This is a genomic window from Bacteroides luhongzhouii, assembly GCF_009193295.2.
In the GTDB taxonomy this organism is placed as follows: Bacteria; Bacteroidota; Bacteroidia; order Bacteroidales; family Bacteroidaceae; genus Bacteroides; species Bacteroides luhongzhouii.
Map to the genome: position 1 here is coordinate 1,313,755 of NZ_CP059973.1, position 16,479 is coordinate 1,330,233.

The following is a 16,479-nucleotide window of genomic DNA, read 5'->3' on the forward strand; positions in this document are numbered from 1 at the left end:
TTTGCTTCATCTGTGTATTTTTGAGGCGAAATTTTAAACCCATTTATTATGAAAGCTAAATTCTTACCTCTTTTGTTGTTGACAGTTTTACTTCAAGTAAGCATGTTCTCTTTTGCTAATGAGATGACAACCGCTCGTATAATCAGGCTAAAAAATAAGACTGAGGTACAACACCGATCTATCCCTGTTACTCCTGATGCTAGTATTGAAAACTCATTGTTGTCTATCGACCTTCTTTCTACTGTTCCTACTGTAACTGTTATCATAAAGAACGCAGCAACAGGTGAAGTTGTTTATACATCTACTGATTTAAATGTAGATAAGGTTTATATTGATCTTACAGGTGAGGAGAAAGGTAAATATACTTTGGAGATACAACTTCCCAAGGAGGCCTTTATTGGAGATTTTGAATTAGAATAAATCTTTGAAATATATATTATTTGCAACTAACATAATGATGATATACCTAAATCATTAACTGATGAAGCCCCGCTGTTGAAATATATGGCGCATTGCTGAAATGGCGATTAGATGACCGAAAGGGGAAAGATCGGTTAATTCTGTTCGTGGGCTTAATAGGCCTTGTGAAAGGCGCATAAAGGTATATTGAAACGTAAAATTAAAATCACTTTTTAAAATTGTATGCTGAATACTACTGGTAGGGTGTTCGAATGATTTTATGATTCGAATAATAAAGTTCATTCAGCAACAATTTGATACACCTGTTAGTAGATGAGATATCTGTGATAGATGTATTCTCTGTGAGAAAGGTTCTTGGACTTCTGGATAAGAAGTCCAAGATTTTTTTTAAGATATATGGCATTTTAACGCTAAAGTGGATTCTATTTATTTTAATGGATATGAGATGTCGTTATTAGAGAAGTCAAGGTTGATGTTGATGATGGATAATTTGAAAACTTGTACCACAGTGGAGCAATTTAGAACTTTGATGTAAAGAGAATATCTTCAGCGTATGTCTGAATTCGAACTTGTAGCAAATTATGTAGATGGTCTTATTAATAAGAATGATAAAGCTACTGTACGTAGCTATACTAAACAAGTCTATGCACAGATTGATGCATCTTCTGATTATTTATTGTGCCAAAAATGAATATCCATTTACTCGGTTTGTTGTATTTACTATGTACTATTTGGGGAGTAATGGTGGCTTGTGAGAGCGTTTGAACTTATATCTGTTAATTTGATGGTATGGAATAAGGTGACTCTCGTTATTTTTCGTATTTTTGTGCCATATTTAAAGTGGCGTGAGAGTGATGAATCAGATAAATTCCGTATGCGTATATAGCGCTTCCAGTACCAAGATAGATGCTGTTTATTTTCGGGCAGCCGAGACTCTCGGTCGTTTGCTTGCCGAACACCATATCCGTTTGATAAATGGTGCCGGAAGTATTGGCCTGATGTGTTCTGTGGCAGATGCTGTATTGAAAAATGGTGGTGAGGTGACAGGTGTGATTCCTCGTTTTATGGTAGAGCAAAACTGGCATCATACGGGATTGACAGAACTGATTGAAGTAGAATCCATGCACGAACGCAAGCAAAAGATGGCGGCTTTGAGTGATGGCATTATTGCTTTGCCTGGTGGATGCGGTACCCTTGAAGAACTGCTGGAGATTATTACCTGGAAACAATTGGGATTATATCTCAATCCGATTGTAATCCTCAATATAAACGGATTCTTCGATCCACTCCTCGAAATGCTTGAAAAGGCTATTGATGAGAACTTTATGCGCCGGCAACACGGTGATATATGGAAAGTGGCACAGACGCCGGAAGAAGCGGTTCAATTGCTTTATGAAACTCCCGTATGGGACATTTCCATTCGTAAATTTGCAGCGATATGATAGGCGACACACTAAGTTCCCGGAGTGTGGATACATTGTCTTTTTTCCAACAGGAACAGACTAGTCCGGCAAAGGCGGACACTGATAGTCTGCAGTTGGCTGATCTTCATGCTGTGCAAGAAGTCGATTCCGGCTTTGAGGGGACACCTATCTCCTACTCTCCCCGCACGGATGATGCCATTGCGTTGACCTTGTTGGCTTGCTTCTTTCTTTCCTCCATAGCTTTGGCACGCGGAAAGAGATTTCTCTCCCAACAAGTGAAAGACTTTGTATTGCATCGTGAACGAACGAGTATTTTTGATAGTTCTACGGCAGCCGATGTGCGTTATCTCCTTGTGCTTGTGTTGCAGACTTGTGTCTTGTCGGGTATTACATTCCTTAATTATTTTCATGACACATGTCTCGCCTTGATGAACCATGTATCCCCCCTCCTTTTGCTGGGTATCTATGTTGGTTTCTGCCTCGTTTATTTCTTACTAAAATGGCTGCTTTATATGTTTCTTGGGTGGACATTTTTTGATAAAAATAAGACAAATATATGGCTGGAATCCTATTCTGCACTCATATATTATGTCGGATTTGCCCTTTATCCGTTCGTTCTTTTTCTAGTTTATTTTGATTTGAGTCTCACAAGTTTGGTCATAATTGGGGCTATTATTTTAATTTTCACTAAAATATTGATGTTTTATAAGTGGATAAAGCTTTTTTTTCATCAATTTAGCGGGCTTTTCCTATTAATTTTGTACTTTTGCGCTCTTGAAATAGTACCTTGTCTGTTACTCTATCAAGGTATGATTCAAATGAACAATATTTTGCTAATAAAATTTTAGGACGTTGAAAATTAAAAAAGTACTAGTGTCGCAGCCTAAGCCTGCGTCAGAGAAATCTCCCTATTACGACATAGCTGAAAAGTATGGCGTTAAAATAGATTTCCGACCGTTTATTAAGGTTGAAAGTCTTTCGGCGAAAGAATTTCGGCAACAGAAAATTTCGATTCTCGACCACACAGCCGTAATATTCACTTCGCGCCATGCTATTGACCATTTTTTCACTTTGTGTACTGAATTGCGCGTGACAATTCCCGAAACGATGAAGTATTTCTGTGTGACGGAAGCTGTTGCATTGTATATTCAGAAATATGTGCAATACCGCAAGCGTAAGATCTTCTTCGGAGCTACCGGAAAGATTGAAGACCTGATACCTTCCATTGTGAAGCATAAAACGGAGAAATATCTCGTTCCAATGTCAGACGTACACAATGATGATGTGAAAAACTTGCTCGACAAGAATAACATTCAGCATACAGAAGCTGTGATGTACCGTACGGTGAGCAACGACTTTACACCGGACGAGGAGTTTGATTATGACATGTTAGTGTTCTTCAGCCCTGCCGGAGTGACTTCATTGAAGAAGAACTTCCCTGATTTTAATCAGAGAGAGATTAAAATCGGAACTTTCGGCTCTACCACCGCACAGGCTGTACGTGACGCAGGTCTCCGTCTGGACCTTGAAGCTCCTACGGTGCAGGCTCCGTCAATGACTGCCGCACTTGATATGTTTATCAGAGAAAACAATAAATAAACAGAGTGGGTATATATACTTTGTGTAAAGCCGAAAGGCTGAATAGTAAAATTCTGATCGGAAAGATGTTTGAAGGCGGCGTTTCGAAGTCGTTTTCCATCTTTCCGATACGCGTTGTATATATGCCTGTCGAGCAGGGCGAGGCTCCTGCTTCTATACTAATTAGTGTGTCGAAACGTCGTTTTAAACGAGCGGTGAAACGCAACCGTGTGAAACGTCAGATACGCGAAGCCTACCGGAAGAACAAATCTCTCTTGGTGGACGAACTGCAACGCCGGGAGCAGCGGTTAGCTGTTGCCTTTATCTATCTGTCGGACGAGCTTATTGCTACTTCCGAATTGGAAGAAAAGATGAAAATAGCGCTTGCGCGCATCTCTGAAAAACTATCCTCATGAAACCTCGTAACTCCCGGATATCTGCCCTATGGGTATTCGTAACGGGAATTGTGAGGAAAGTACTCTCTTTCTTGTTGCTTGTTCCCATCTACTTTTACCGGGTTTGTATTTCCCCTCTTACTCCTCCCTCTTGTCGATTTACGCCAACCTGCTCAGCTTATGCCGTTGAAGCAATTAAGAAGCACGGTCCTGTAAAGGGGCTTTATCTTGCTGTGCGGCGTATTCTGCGATGCCATCCTTGGGGTGGCTCCGGCTATGATCCCGTACCTTGAAGCAATTAAAAATGAGAAATAGAAGATGAAAAAGAATGTGACTGACATTTTGGACATTCATACTCATAAACTGGAGGCTGATTCCTTGGGAAAATCCATCATCAATTATCCGTTGTTGGCGGACTCTTCATTGTATATACCTCTCGCAGGAGAGGTAGAAGTGGATAGGGGATATTATTGTTCTGCCGGCATTCATCCCTGGGAGTTGACAGAACATAATGCCGGACAGCTATTGGATTATCTTAAGCGGCAGTTGCGGAGAAAACAGCTTGTAGCCGTAGGAGAGGCGGGGCTGGATAAATTGGCAGCAGTTCCGGTAGAACTTCAGTTAGCCGTGTTTAAGGAACAGGTAAAATTATCGGAAAAGTGCGATTTGCCGTTGATTATCCACTGCGTGAAAGCAATGGACGAACTGTTGGCAGTGAAAAAAGAATTTCATCCTCAACAAGCTTGGATATGGCATGGTTTTCGTGGGAAACCGGAGCAGGCGATGCAGTTGTTGAGAAAGGGTTTTTATCTCTCTTTTGGAGAATATTATCCTGATGAAACAATGCAGACAGTACCCGACGAACGGTTGTTTCTGGAAACGGACAACAGTTCGCTTGATATTGAAGATATCCTGTGTCGGGCAGCCAAAGTGCGTGGGGTAGAAGTGGAAGTGTTGCGTGAGACGATCCGCCGAAATATTCAAAATGTCTTTTTTAGGGCGTAAGAGTTGTATCTTCCGAGAAAGAGTCGTACTTTTGTCGCACATGGGATTGAAATACAATAAAAACCAAATAATTAAAGAGTAATACGATGAATTTTGTAGAAGAATTGAGATGGCGTGGCATGTTGCAGGACATCATGCCGGGAACAGAAGAGTTGTTAAGCAAAGAGCAGGTGACTGCCTATTTGGGTATCGACCCGACTGCCGATTCGCTACACATTGGTCACCTTTGTGGAGTGATGATCCTTCGTCATTTCCAACGCTGCGGTCATAAGCCGTTGGCACTGATCGGTGGCGCTACAGGTATGATTGGAGACCCTTCCGGAAAATCAGCAGAACGTAACCTGCTGAACGAGGAAACATTGCGTCACAATCAGGCGTGTATCAAGAAACAGCTTGCCAAGTTCCTCGACTTCGAGTCGGATGTGCCTAACCGTGCCGAACTGGTGAACAATTATGACTGGATGAAAGATTTCACTTTCCTCGATTTTGCTCGCGAAGTAGGTAAGCACATTACTGTGAACTATATGATGGCAAAAGACTCTGTAAAACGCCGTCTGAATGGTGAAGCGCGTGATGGATTGTCATTTACCGAGTTCACTTATCAGTTGCTTCAAGGATATGACTTCCTTCATTTGTATGAAACGAAGGGCTGTAAGCTTCAGATGGGTGGTTCCGACCAATGGGGAAACATCACTACCGGTGCCGAATTGATCCGCCGTACCAATGGGGGAGAGGTGTTCGCATTGACTTGCCCGCTGATTACAAAAGCTGATGGTGGTAAGTTTGGTAAGACAGAATCCGGAAATATCTGGCTGGACCCTCGTTATACTTCACCTTACAAATTCTATCAGTTCTGGCTGAATGTAAGCGACTCCGATGCCGAACGTTACATCAAAATCTTCACTTCTATCGAAAAAGAAGAAATTGAAGCGTTGATTGCCGAGCATCAGACAGCTCCGCATTTGCGTCTCCTTCAGAAACGTCTGGCTAGGGAAGTGACTGTGATGGTTCACTCTGAAGATGATTATAACGCAGCAGTAGACGCGTCGAACATATTGTTCGGTAATGCGACTTCGGAAGCTTTACGTAAACTGGATGAAGATACTCTTCTTGCTGTATTCGAAGGAGTACCTCAATTTGAGATTTCACGTGACGCATTGGCAGAAGGAGTGAAGGCTGTCGATCTATTCGTTGATAATGCGGCCGTATTTGCGTCGAAAGGTGAAATGCGTAAGTTGGTTCAGGGCGGCGGCGTTTCGTTGAACAAAGAGAAGCTAACGGCCTTTGATCAGGTCATCACAACTGCTGACCTGCTTGATGAGAAATATCTGCTTGTTCAGCGCGGTAAAAAGAATTATTATTTGCTGATTGCAAAGTAATAATGCACGATTCACTCGATAGAACGTAAAAAAGTGAACGAAATATTTGGAGGTTTGCTTGCAAACCTCTATCTTTGCACCGCTTTTTAACAGAAAGCACATAAGTTTGGACTATGGTGTAATGGTAGCACAACAGGTTTTGGTTCTGTTTGTCCAAGTTCGAATCTTGGTAGTCCAACGTAGAAAGCCCTGAAAGAGACATCTTTCGGGGCTTTTTCTTTCGTGACTCTAAAGTCGTCGTTTTGTATATCCTTATAAAGTTGAAGTATATAGGGATCAACGTATATAGAATTCATTAATCTTATTTTATTCGTTATATTGACTATTTTAATGCTTATCGTGTTGGTCGTTGAATAGCTTGTATTTTATTATGGAAGGTTCAAACTGTATTAGGTAGAAATCTCTCCCAAATCGTATTATAGTTCGTTAAAAAAGTGTACATTGCACAGATTCTGGACATTTTTGGGGGATAATTGGAACAAAATTGCAAGGTAAACCCGTTTTCTTTTGCTATTTTTGCATCGTGTACGTAAACGAAGTGCACGTAGAAAGAGAACTTATTCAATAACTATAAATAAAAAGGTATGAAAACGAACTATGAAATTCGCTATGCTGCGCATCCTGAAGATGCAAAAAGTTATGATACTACAAGAATTCGTAGAGATTTCTTAATCGAAAAGATATTTGTCCCCAATGAAGTGAATATGGTATATTCCATGTACGACCGTATGGTGGTAGGTGGTGCGCTGCCGGTAGGAGAGGTGCTGGCGCTTGAAGCAATCGATCCGCTGAAAGCTCCGTTCTTCCTCACTCGTCGCGAAATGGGTATCTACAATGTCGGCGGTCCCGGTATTGTGAAAGCAGGCGACGCGGAGTTCGAACTGGACTATAAAGAAGCTCTTTATCTGGGTTCGGGTGATCGTGAAGTGACTTTCGAAAGCAAAGACGCAGCCCATCCTGCCAAATTCTACTTCAACTCACTGACTGCACATCGCAACTATCCCGACCGCAAGGTGACGAAAGCCGATGCCGTAGTAGCCGAAATGGGTTCTTTGGAAGGCTCCAACCACCGTAATATCAATAAGATGCTGGTGAATCAGGTGTTACCCACCTGCCAGTTGCAGATGGGCATGACGGAACTGGCTCCGGGAAGTGTATGGAACACGATGCCGGCCCACGTACACAGCCGTCGTATGGAAGCTTACTTCTATTTCGAGATTCCCGAAGATCATGCTATCTGCCACTTTATGGGTGAGGTAGGCGAAACACGTCACGTATGGATGAAAGGCGATCAGGCAGTTCTTTCACCCGAATGGTCCATCCACTCGGCTGCTGCTACCCACAACTATACTTTTATCTGGGGAATGGGTGGTGAGAACCTCGACTATGGCGATCAGGACTTCTCATTGATTACAGACTTGAAATAACAAAATCCAATAGTTTTCCTAATTTAATAATAAAAAGAATTATGAATCAGTATTTGAATTTTTCTTTGGAAGGTAAAGTAGCGCTCGTTACAGGTGCTTCTTATGGTATCGGTTTTGCTATTGCTTCTGCATTCGCAGAACAAGGTGCAACTGTTTGTTTTAACGACATCAATCAAGAGTTGGTAGACAAAGGAATGGCAGCTTATGCAGAAAAAGGTATCAAAGCTCACGGTTATGTATGCGACGTGACAGACGAACCGGCTGTTCAAGCTATGGTGGCTACGATTGCCAAAGAAGTAGGTACAATTGATATCCTTGTAAATAACGCAGGTATTATCCGTCGTGTTCCTATGCACGAGATGGATGCTGCTGATTTCCGTCGTGTAATCGACATCGACTTGAATGCTCCGTTCATCGTTGCTAAGGCTGTTCTGCCTGCTATGATGGAAAAACGTGCAGGTAAGATCATCAACATCTGCTCTATGATGTCCGAACTGGGTCGTGAAACTGTATCCGCTTATGCTGCCGCTAAGGGTGGTCTGAAGATGCTGACTCGCAATATCTGCTCTGAATATGGTGAATACAACATTCAGTGTAACGGTATCGGCCCGGGTTACATCGCTACTCCGCAAACTGCTCCTCTTCGTGAGAAACAAGCAGATGGAAGCCGTCACCCATTCGATTCATTCATCTGCGCCAAGACTCCTGCCGGTCGTTGGTTGGATCCTGAAGAACTGACAGGCCCTGCCGTGTTCCTTGCTTCTGAAGCTTCTAACGCTGTCAACGGCCACGTTCTTTATGTAGATGGTGGTATCCTTGCTTATATCGGAAAACAGCCGAAATAATGTAAGATAGAAGAGATTCCGATAAGGTGATAGAATGGCAAAGAGCATCCTCTTTTCATCTGTCACCTTATTTTTTATCATTCCCTTTGCAGGAGCTATAGGACCGACTTGCTGGATATATATACCCACCGTGGTGAATCTATATATCCAATACGGTGGACATATATGGCTAGCACGGTGGATCTATATATCCAACAGGTGCGGATATAATGGCCTCTATTTGCAAAATATATATTATTCATTCAATGTAGACTAATTATGAAAAAGATATTAATTCTGTTTGCTGTAGCCTTGATAGTGTTTGCTTCTTGTGCCGACAGTAAACAGTCAATGACAATCACAGTGACCAATCCGTTGGCTCTTGAACGGGTGGGAGAGATGGTTGAAGTGCCGATGAGCGATGTTGTTGCCAAGTTGAAACTGGCAGATACAGCGCAGATTGTAGTGCTTGATGTTGACGGTCAGCAAGTGCCTTATCAGGTGACGTATGACGAAAAGGTTGTTTTCCCCGTTGCAGTAGAAGCGAACGGGACGGCTATTTATACTATTCAACCGGGTACACCGGCACCTTTCGATGTCGTTGCTTGCGGTAAATATTATCCCGAACGTCTGGACGACGTTGCCTGGGAGAATGATCTTGGCGGATTCCGTGCGTATGGTCCTGCTTTGCAAGCCCGCGGAGAGCGTGGTTTCGGCTACGACCTTTTCACGAAGTACAACACAACAGAGCCGATTCTGGAATCTCTCTATGCTGAAGAACTGAATCCTGAAAAGCGTGCCAAGATAGCTGAATTGAAAAAGACAGATCCTAAAGCCGCTTCCGAACTGCACAACGCTATCTCTTACCATATTGATCACGGATATGGCATGGATTGCTATGCCGTAGGACCTACGTTGGGTGCCGGTGTTGCTGCTCTGATGGCGGGTGACACTATTATTTATCCATATTGCTATCGTACACAGGAAATTCTTGATAATGGCCCGTTGCGTTTCACGGTGAAGCTGGAATTTAATCCGCTGGTAGTCCGTGGAGACTCAAATGTAGTGGAAACACGTGTGATCTCTCTGGATGCAGGTTCTTATCTCAACAAAACGATTGTTTCATATACCAATCTGAAAGAAGCAATGCCGGTGACTACCGGACTTGTGTTGCGTGAACCGGACGGTGCGACTGTGGCAGATGCTGCCAATGGTTATATCACTTACGTAGATCCTACAACAGATCGTAGTGGTGCAAACGGCAAGATATTTGTCGGTGCTGCATTTCCTGCACAGGTGAAAGAAGCGAAAGTGGTTCTTCTTTCTGAAAAGGAAAAGAAAGAACGCGGCGGAGCCGACGGTCACGTATTGGCTGTCAGCGAATATGAGCCGGGTTCTGAATATACTTATTACTGGGGTTCTGCCTGGGATAAGGCTGCTATCAAGACTCCGGATGCCTGGAATAAATATATGGCTGAATATGCGCAGAAGTTGCGCACACCGCTGACAGTGGTATATTGATGTGTTGAATTGCTTTTCCAATAGATTAAGCAAAGGTTTCTTTTCACCAAAGAAACCTTTGCTTAATTTTATCTTCCTGAAAAAGAAAGAAAGTTTTTGTGTTATAACATAACGCCTTTGAATTATCTCGTAAAAGCGTGTTGTTCGTAATATTCGTATGTTGTTCCGTCTTCTTTCTCTTTTTCACGAAGTTCATAGACTAATTCATTTTCTGTCATTGTGGTTATTGTCCACACTTCTGTGTAATTATCCTCTTCAGTGTCGATGAGAGTCAGCTTATTACCGGAGTAGCTCCATGTACCATGATAATAATTAGTACTTCCGGAGGAGTTGTAGACATCTTTTTCTACATACGTACCGTCTTCCTTGAACTCTATGGAATAACGGTTGGTTCCATTTACAAAATCTTCTTTAGAGTCACTTACCTTTTCACCATCTTCCCATTCTTGTGAAAGATAATACACTCCATTCCATGTTCCTAACAATAAATCGCGTGAACCGACAGCGTCGTCATCGTCGTCGCCACAGGAATAAATGCTGAACGACAGTAATACTGCAACTATGCAAACGCTTGCTTTCCAGATTGTTTTCATAATAAATTGTTTTAATTGTTTGATTTTGAGATGATTCGTTTTTTAGACTCTATTTGATAATAGTTTCCACATGTCCGTTCTTGAAGAACAGGTAGAACGAGCTGGAATACATCCATTGTACTTCTCCATTTGATTCTTGAATAGTCTGCGGTTTGCCGAAAGCCAGTAGACATTCATCTTCCGTCATGCCTTTCACCGGCTTGTTGATGTTGATTTCATTCCAGTGAGTAATCGGTGAAAGCTGGTTCGTTATGATGAAGTCGAACATTTTGTTCAATACTTGCGATTCAACCTGTACGAAATCATCCATGATTTCTTTGTGAGATGCTTTCTTGTCCGGTTGTAGCTTCTCCATAGGAGTGATTTTTTTCATTATCACTGCTGATGACTCTATCCGTATATTGGAAAGATAATAAACCAGTTTACCGTCCTTTACTTGAAACAGGGCTTTACAATAGTAAGTATTCTTTTGGCTTGAGTCTGCCTGCGAGGCAAGTATCAGATCGCAACTGAAGTTTTTAGCCGGTACGTTGACCTCCGCTATTCCTTCCCGTAACTGTGGACAGACATTCTTGACAATCCATAGCAGTGCATTAGCGTAGATGTTTTCGTCTTGCATATCGCTGAAAGGGGTAAATCCGCTGACCACATATTTATTGCCGTCTGCACTGACAGGATAGCTCTTTTTCTGTTCGGTGAAAGTCTGTGCTGTTAGTGGGATAATTCCTACCAGTAGATACAAGATTACCAGAAATTGTCGTTTGGTCATCATATTCCGTTCTTTTTAAGAAAACAGCATCCACGGCCCTTTTTGTGAAAAGAAAAGATCGTGGACGCTGAATAAATAATATGGTTTATTGAGGTTTGGTTGTCCTTAGAAGGCAATACCCAGACGAATCATAAAGTTACTGGTTTTGAATCCGTCGGCATCGCTGAATGCATCTATAAATCCGCGTTGGTAGGTGAGATCCAGATTGAAACGGTCATACCAGACTCCTACGCCGATATTCATACCGGCATCAAAATGATTGTAGTCAACCTCCATATAATCTGCATAATCACCCCAACTGATGCTTTCTCCATCTTCTTTCATTTTGCTTGTGTAATCGTAACTAGCGAAGACTCCTACATGCGGGTCGATACGGACGTTGTCCGCTACAGCAAATTTCCATCCGAATGTGAACGGAGAATATTGTATGTTGTGAGCCATACATTTCGTGTCGTCCACTTTGAAACCACGGGAGCCAAGTCCAAACTCCATCCCCCAGTATCCTCCTGTACTGCCTAAAGGCTTCTGATAACCAAATGTTGCGTTATATCCGATGTTTGAATCAGCTCCTTCGGTCCCGTCACCGGAGAAATTCATGATATTCAAACCTGCACGTAAGAACCATTGTGTGCTGCTGGCTTGCTTCTCTGTTTTGACGATTGCGCTTCTGGATGATACGATTTGCGCTTGAGCTCCTACGCACAGTAAAAGTGCGGCAACCATTGATAGTACTTTTTTCATTGTTATTGATATTTTAGTGATTAATTCTTATTCTTAACGACGGGCGCTATCTGGCTTTTTCCATCTGTGGGTGACAACTTCTGTAGGCGAATCCATTCGTAATCGTCCTTAGTGGCCGGATGCCAGTTGACGAAAATTCCGGGATAACCTACCACCGTAACCGTGTACCCACCTGTTTTTTCATTATCTTCCACTTTGAAAGTGGCCCCCATGATGACGTCGCAATTATATTTAATGGTGGACAGATAAGTCCCCCATGCACGAATATTGTCCAGTTCCCCTTTCATGGCGATTTCCACTTCTTCTTTGCTTAGTGACCATTCATCCTTTATCCGCCCTTTATCTTCAAGTATTTTCACCTCGACGACTGTAGGTTTCATGCATACCTCTGTGACTGCGTCACCTGCACGTGCTTGTGCGTCACGGAATTTGAAGGTCGTTTTTTGCGCATAGGTTGCTATGGCGCAAGTCAAAACTAATGCAATTAATAAAACAAGTCTTTTCATATCTGATGAGTTTTGTTGATATGTCGCAAAGGTATGTGAAAGAAACATAGCAGCGGGAGAAAACATAGTTCCAACAAGTAGACAGAAATGTATCTTATTTGGATACATTGACGGAGTTGCTATTGTTGATGTCGTTGGATAAGTCGCGGAAAAAGTCATGGTTGAGGATGCAGGATATACGCCATAGCAGATGAATGTCGATATTCTCTTTTCTGAAAATCTTGTAGACGTTGGGCCGGGTACAACATAATTGAGTAGCGAACCAAGTGACTGTGCGCCCTTGTTCGTGAAGTTTTTGTTCGATCAGCTGTCCGGCATGAACCATGTGATGACTCCTGTATACTATGTCCCTGATTCCCGCAGACGGACGGATTGGTATGTTCGGTAATGGAGAATATACAGAAAAGGCGTGGGAATCTCACCTTCGTTCGTTCTGTGTTTCAAGGCCTTCGCAATGCCATATCACCGAGAACGAACAACGCAGAAAGCCCACGCCGATATGTACAACACCCGCAGCCTCTCTTTGTTTTCCAAAGTGAGGCACGGATGTATATAGATACACATCAGGAGGACGTCTTTATTGCTGTTCATCTTTCCGGTGGGTCAAAAATTGCGAAGTTCTGAAACACAAAAGATAAACGCTTGTAAACGTCTTCTCAATATAAACGGCTCTCCCCTTTCCACCCATAAGGCTTTCTGCGGAAGAGTCCGTTGCAAATGTAGAAAAAAATATGTTTGGAGATAGCAATGTGATTAAGAAACTTTTTAGATGTAGGTTCTTTTGTCCGTTTTTTATCTTGTATCGGGCGAAATATACTTGTGCCAGTCACGTGTAGGGTAGGGGAAGGATCTTTCGATTTTGAGCCCGGAACGGGCCTTAAACGGCAAAAGGCTGCCTCAAACATGTTCTGTTGGTTACAGAAGATGTTGCTTAGGTGGTGCCTTCCTCAGATTTGAATATTTCTTCTTCATTATCAAGCATATATTGCAAACTCTTATCAAACTCTCTCTATCGCTGAGTTGAGAAATTGACTCCATATGGAATTCTCTTTAGCTTATCGAAAAATCGCTTTTAGTTGCCAAAAAGACCTGCCTTTTATCCAATGAGGGTTAGGGTTCCGGGAAGAATTTAGTCAGATAAAGCATGCATTTTCGAAGTTCATAGTTTAACGGTTCATATTTCTTTTTTGATTTAAAAAGATTACTAAATATGACTTTTTTTTAAGTATGTTGAATGACTAATAACTTGCTGGTATAGCCCCACTATGGAGGTAAGTAATGGCCAGTCGTTAGCTTAGATTAAGGGTGGGTATCATGAGATGGAATTTCATTTTTTTTTTTAACTTGGTCTTTTAACTAATTGTCTAAGTAGTTGATTGCTAGTATTTTGATTCTATATTATATATTGAATGGTGATATATTTGGCCCTTGCTTGGTCTTTGCTTGGTCTTTTTACATTTCTCCACGTCTTTTTAGTTCTTCGCAGCCGAGGATGAAAGCTTTGTTCATTAATTCATCTTTCTTTTTGTAGTCGTTTCCCAATGAATAAGACGTTCCATAACCTTTACCTTCAGATATTAAAATTTGGTTGTCTACTAGTTGTTGAATAAACGTTCTCACTTGTTTCCGACTGAGGTGCCCATCAAATAAGTTGACGAATTCTCCCATTTTAGCCTTTGAATTTTTATTGAGATAGGATACGATTAGTGAAAAGGCTTGAGACAAATCCCAACTTGTTCTTTTAAAATATTCAACTTTGTTGTCGGTGAACTCATAATAACTTTGAGAAAGAATATAATAAGCTCCTTTTGTCTTGCCTCTTTTTTCAATGAGCCCTCTTTTTTCAAGTTTTTCTATTATTTTTCTATCCACTTCTTTATAATCATTTCCTTGCCTTATTTTATCTAAGGCTATGATCTCAAAAACGGATAATTTTTGTTCTTCAGTCAAACTTTGTTGGACAGATTCTAAAAATAAAGCAAAAGCTTTGTCTTTAATTGTTGCAGATAATCTAAGTTCCACTTTAAACATATCGCTATGGGAATAATCGGGGGCTTCTTTTCCTTCTGATAAGGTATTTTTAAAGATTTTGTCTACTCCCTGTCCAGAACGCTCTACGATTCCGGTCTTGGATAAAACATCAGCTAGCAGTCTGTTGCGTGGAGTGCTTGGTATGGTCAAAAGGTTGTCAATAGTTACTCCTATTGGAAATCCACCAATATTGGTAATGATTAGTTTTTGTGGATATTGCTTAATTACCGTTTCGCTATTTCTTCGATAGTCACGATGTGCAATGGCGTTATTTATTGATTCGCGGATGACTTCTTCATTGAAATAAGGAATATCAAAAATATAAGGCCCATCTTTTACTTGGACTGCTCCATTTCTAGCATCAATGTCTTTCCATAATTTATCGATCATGAGATAAAAAGCCTGTCGATATACTTTTCTGTTATCGAAAGGTATTTGAGATTCGGTTGAGCGATATTCGAGCATAATGGCTGCTTGTGGAAATAGCTTTTGTAAAATACTGTCTTTCCCTAATAGTAAAATTGCAGCGTTGGTGACTTTTTTACCTTCGATTAAACCAAGATCTGATAAGATTTGTTTTTTGGGTAAGGTGAGAAAAGAGGGGTTTTTTTGCTTGAGGGCATACTTTTGTCGTAAAATATTTATTGCGTCATCATCTAAGTCGTTAATGCTGGCATTTTCGCATAACTGTTCCGAGAAGTCAGGTTCTTGTTCTTGTATTATTTTCAAGAATACTTCGTCAGACATTGGTTTTAATTCTTCTCCTACTCTCATTAGAGCAACATCTTCAAACTTGAATACTCTTCCAAAAGGTCGAGAAGGTACTTCTATTATTAAAACACGTCCTTTTTTATTTATTTCGTTTTCGTAAAGTTCATATACTATTACTCGTATTCCCGTGTCCCTATATATGTCAGCTTCTAATTGTCCTATTGCTCCTTCACACTGGCTTGTGCCTATTATTCGGTGGGGATATTTATCTTCCATACCGATAATAATAGAACCGCCTTTTTCATTACATAATGCTGTTACATAGCCTAGGATACAACGTCTACGTTCGGATGGTTTAATTCGTGAACCGCCATCATAAGCGATATTCCCATGTTCTCCTTTTTTGAATTCGACTTTGTCTTCGGATTCTTTGCAATATTTTAATTGTTCTAATGTCCACATTTTAATGACTTTTTTATAACACCTTGAATTCATACCCTTCCTCTTTCAGGAATTCAATGGCACGAGGAAGTGCATATTGCAGGTTACCATTATTCCAGGACTTCAGTGAATCATGGAAAGTGATGATGGAACCGTTGCGTGCATAGCGCTTCACATTGTTCAATACTTGTTCCGGACGCATTCGCTTACTATAATCACGAGTCACGAGATCCCACATGATAATGCGGTAATGATAGCGCAAGGTATAATACTGCCGGAACCCCATGTGTCCGTGTGGCGGACGGAAGAGGTCGGAATGAATAATTTCGTCTACCTTTCTGGCGTTTGCGAGGTAATCCGGATTGGAATATTCAAATCCACGGATGTGGTTGAAGGTATGGTTGCCGATGCGGTGTCCGTGTTCTACCACCATCCGGTATTCATCCGGGTGCTTGCGTATATTGTCGCCTACCATAAAGAAGGTAGCTTTAATATGATGCTTTTCCAGTAGTTCCACTACCCAGGGAGTTACTTCGGGGATAGGTCCGTCATCGAAAGTCAGATAGACTGCCCGTTCGCTCGGGTCCATCCGGAAGATGGCTTGTGGATACAACGCCCGGAAAAGCCAAGGTGGTTGTTCTATAAACATGAGAGTCTGTGTTAAACAAGTATTAAGTAATAAGTATTAAGTATTATCCGTGTGGCAAACATATC

General features: G+C 41.5%; 18 protein-coding genes and 1 tRNA gene. 12 read left to right on the forward strand and 7 right to left on the reverse strand.

What is annotated here, in order from left to right; genetic code table 11:
- Positions 1 to 48 precede the first annotated feature (48 nt).
- From GD631_RS04805 to GD631_RS04860, 12 genes are all read left to right on the forward strand, one after another.
- Entirely contained in the window at positions 49 to 420 is a 372-nt protein-coding gene (locus tag GD631_RS04805; protein WP_143256602.1) for a DUF3244 domain-containing protein, read from the forward strand.
- Positions 421 to 1,274: 854 nt separating this feature from the next.
- Positions 1,275 to 1,862 carry an LOG family protein gene (locus tag GD631_RS04810; RefSeq protein WP_143257063.1) on the forward strand — a complete coding sequence of 196 codons (588 nt, stop codon included), beginning with the start codon at positions 1,275 to 1,277 and terminating at the stop codon, positions 1,860 to 1,862.
- On the forward strand, positions 1,859 to 2,692 hold the full coding sequence (locus tag GD631_RS04815) for a DUF4271 domain-containing protein (RefSeq protein WP_185911577.1): 834 nt from the start codon (positions 1,859 to 1,861) through the stop codon (positions 2,690 to 2,692). Before GD631_RS04810 ends, GD631_RS04815 begins: the two co-directional genes overlap by 4 nt.
- A 4-nt stretch (positions 2,693 to 2,696) precedes the next feature.
- Positions 2,697 to 3,443 (forward strand): uroporphyrinogen-III synthase, encoded by a 747-nt coding sequence (locus GD631_RS04820; RefSeq protein WP_008023747.1) that lies wholly within the window; start codon positions 2,697 to 2,699, stop codon positions 3,441 to 3,443.
- Positions 3,444 to 3,508: 65 nt separating this feature from the next.
- Entirely contained in the window at positions 3,509 to 3,838 is a 330-nt protein-coding gene (locus GD631_RS04825) for a ribonuclease P protein component (protein WP_008641573.1), read from the forward strand.
- Positions 3,835 to 4,110, forward strand: coding sequence for a membrane protein insertion efficiency factor YidD (gene yidD, locus GD631_RS04830; protein ID WP_223225808.1), 276 nt, complete (start codon positions 3,835 to 3,837; stop codon positions 4,108 to 4,110). Before GD631_RS04825 ends, yidD begins: the two co-directional genes overlap by 4 nt.
- 25 nt (positions 4,111 to 4,135) lie before the next feature.
- Entirely contained in the window at positions 4,136 to 4,822 is a 687-nt protein-coding gene (locus GD631_RS04835; protein ID WP_143256603.1) for a TatD family hydrolase, read from the forward strand.
- A gap of 86 nt (positions 4,823 to 4,908) precedes the next feature.
- Entirely contained in the window at positions 4,909 to 6,201 is a 1,293-nt protein-coding gene (gene tyrS, locus GD631_RS04840; protein WP_143256604.1) for a tyrosine--tRNA ligase, read from the forward strand.
- Positions 6,202 to 6,308: 107 nt separating this feature from the next.
- Positions 6,309 to 6,379: transfer RNA gene (locus tag GD631_RS04845), tRNA-Gln, on the forward strand.
- Between the two features lie 406 nt (positions 6,380 to 6,785).
- Positions 6,786 to 7,628, forward strand: coding sequence for a 5-dehydro-4-deoxy-D-glucuronate isomerase (gene kduI / locus GD631_RS04850; RefSeq protein WP_143256605.1), 843 nt, complete (start codon positions 6,786 to 6,788; stop codon positions 7,626 to 7,628).
- A gap of 41 nt (positions 7,629 to 7,669) precedes the next feature.
- On the forward strand, positions 7,670 to 8,473 hold the full coding sequence (locus GD631_RS04855) for a gluconate 5-dehydrogenase (protein ID WP_143256606.1): 804 nt from the start codon (positions 7,670 to 7,672) through the stop codon (positions 8,471 to 8,473).
- Positions 8,474 to 8,731: 258 nt separating this feature from the next.
- A complete protein-coding gene (locus GD631_RS04860) occupies positions 8,732 to 9,973 on the forward strand; it encodes a BT3233 family polysaccharide utilization protein (protein WP_143256607.1) in 1,242 nt (413 codons plus the stop codon).
- A gap of 122 nt (positions 9,974 to 10,095) precedes the next feature.
- Here the strand turns inward: GD631_RS04860 and GD631_RS04865 are convergent, their stop codons facing one another.
- The 7 genes from GD631_RS04865 to GD631_RS04895 form a co-directional block, all read right to left on the reverse strand.
- The gene (locus GD631_RS04865) at positions 10,096 to 10,566 is read right to left on the reverse strand and encodes a lipocalin-like domain-containing protein (protein ID WP_143256608.1); all 471 of its coding nucleotides are present in this window, start codon (positions 10,564 to 10,566) and stop codon (positions 10,096 to 10,098) included.
- A 49-nt stretch (positions 10,567 to 10,615) separates the two neighbouring features.
- A complete protein-coding gene (locus tag GD631_RS04870) occupies positions 10,616 to 11,335 on the reverse strand; it encodes a hypothetical protein (protein WP_370511857.1) in 720 nt (239 codons plus the stop codon).
- 105 nt (positions 11,336 to 11,440) lie between these two features.
- Positions 11,441 to 12,076 (reverse strand): outer membrane beta-barrel protein, encoded by a 636-nt coding sequence (locus tag GD631_RS04875; RefSeq protein ID WP_143256609.1) that lies wholly within the window; start codon positions 12,074 to 12,076, stop codon positions 11,441 to 11,443.
- Between the two features lie 20 nt (positions 12,077 to 12,096).
- A complete protein-coding gene (locus tag GD631_RS04880; RefSeq protein WP_185911578.1) occupies positions 12,097 to 12,582 on the reverse strand; it encodes a hypothetical protein in 486 nt (161 codons plus the stop codon).
- Between the two features lie 94 nt (positions 12,583 to 12,676).
- Complete coding sequence (locus tag GD631_RS04885; protein WP_049701509.1) at positions 12,677 to 12,907, reverse strand: hypothetical protein; 231 nt, start codon at positions 12,905 to 12,907, stop codon at positions 12,677 to 12,679.
- Between the two features lie 1,127 nt (positions 12,908 to 14,034).
- Positions 14,035 to 15,786 carry an RNA/DNA-binding domain-containing protein gene (locus GD631_RS04890; RefSeq protein WP_223225807.1) on the reverse strand — a complete coding sequence of 584 codons (1,752 nt, stop codon included), beginning with the start codon at positions 15,784 to 15,786 and terminating at the stop codon, positions 14,035 to 14,037.
- Between the two features lie 13 nt (positions 15,787 to 15,799).
- Positions 15,800 to 16,414, reverse strand: a complete 615-nt coding sequence (locus tag GD631_RS04895) for a polysaccharide deacetylase family protein (RefSeq protein ID WP_143256610.1) — start codon at positions 16,412 to 16,414, stop codon at positions 15,800 to 15,802.
- Positions 16,415 to 16,479: the final 65 nt, after the last annotated feature.

Coding starts and splice junctions, on each gene's coding strand:
- GD631_RS04805 (WP_143256602.1), top strand. CDS start 49: ATGAAAGCTAAATTCTTACCTCTTTTGTTGTTGACAGTTTTACTTCAA.
- GD631_RS04810 (WP_143257063.1), top strand. CDS start 1,275: ATGAATCAGATAAATTCCGTATGCGTATATAGCGCTTCCAGTACCAAG.
- GD631_RS04815 (WP_185911577.1), top strand. CDS start 1,859: ATGATAGGCGACACACTAAGTTCCCGGAGTGTGGATACATTGTCTTTT.
- GD631_RS04825 (WP_008641573.1), top strand. CDS start 3,509: ATGTTTGAAGGCGGCGTTTCGAAGTCGTTTTCCATCTTTCCGATACGC.
- yidD (WP_223225808.1), top strand. CDS start 3,835: ATGAAACCTCGTAACTCCCGGATATCTGCCCTATGGGTATTCGTAACG.
- GD631_RS04835 (WP_143256603.1), top strand. CDS start 4,136: ATGAAAAAGAATGTGACTGACATTTTGGACATTCATACTCATAAACTG.
- tyrS (WP_143256604.1), top strand. CDS start 4,909: ATGAATTTTGTAGAAGAATTGAGATGGCGTGGCATGTTGCAGGACATC.
- kduI (WP_143256605.1), top strand. CDS start 6,786: ATGAAAACGAACTATGAAATTCGCTATGCTGCGCATCCTGAAGATGCA.
- GD631_RS04855 (WP_143256606.1), top strand. CDS start 7,670: ATGAATCAGTATTTGAATTTTTCTTTGGAAGGTAAAGTAGCGCTCGTT.
- GD631_RS04860 (WP_143256607.1), top strand. CDS start 8,732: ATGAAAAAGATATTAATTCTGTTTGCTGTAGCCTTGATAGTGTTTGCT.
- GD631_RS04865 (WP_143256608.1), bottom strand. CDS start 10,566: ATGAAAACAATCTGGAAAGCAAGCGTTTGCATAGTTGCAGTATTACTG.
- GD631_RS04870 (WP_370511857.1), bottom strand. CDS start 11,335: ATGACCAAACGACAATTTCTGGTAATCTTGTATCTACTGGTAGGAATT.
- GD631_RS04875 (WP_143256609.1), bottom strand. CDS start 12,076: ATGAAAAAAGTACTATCAATGGTTGCCGCACTTTTACTGTGCGTAGGA.
- GD631_RS04880 (WP_185911578.1), bottom strand. CDS start 12,582: ATGAAAAGACTTGTTTTATTAATTGCATTAGTTTTGACTTGCGCCATA.
- GD631_RS04885 (WP_049701509.1), bottom strand. CDS start 12,907: ATGGTTCATGCCGGACAGCTGATCGAACAAAAACTTCACGAACAAGGG.
- GD631_RS04890 (WP_223225807.1), bottom strand. CDS start 15,786: ATGTGGACATTAGAACAATTAAAATATTGCAAAGAATCCGAAGACAAA.
- GD631_RS04895 (WP_143256610.1), bottom strand. CDS start 16,414: ATGTTTATAGAACAACCACCTTGGCTTTTCCGGGCGTTGTATCCACAA.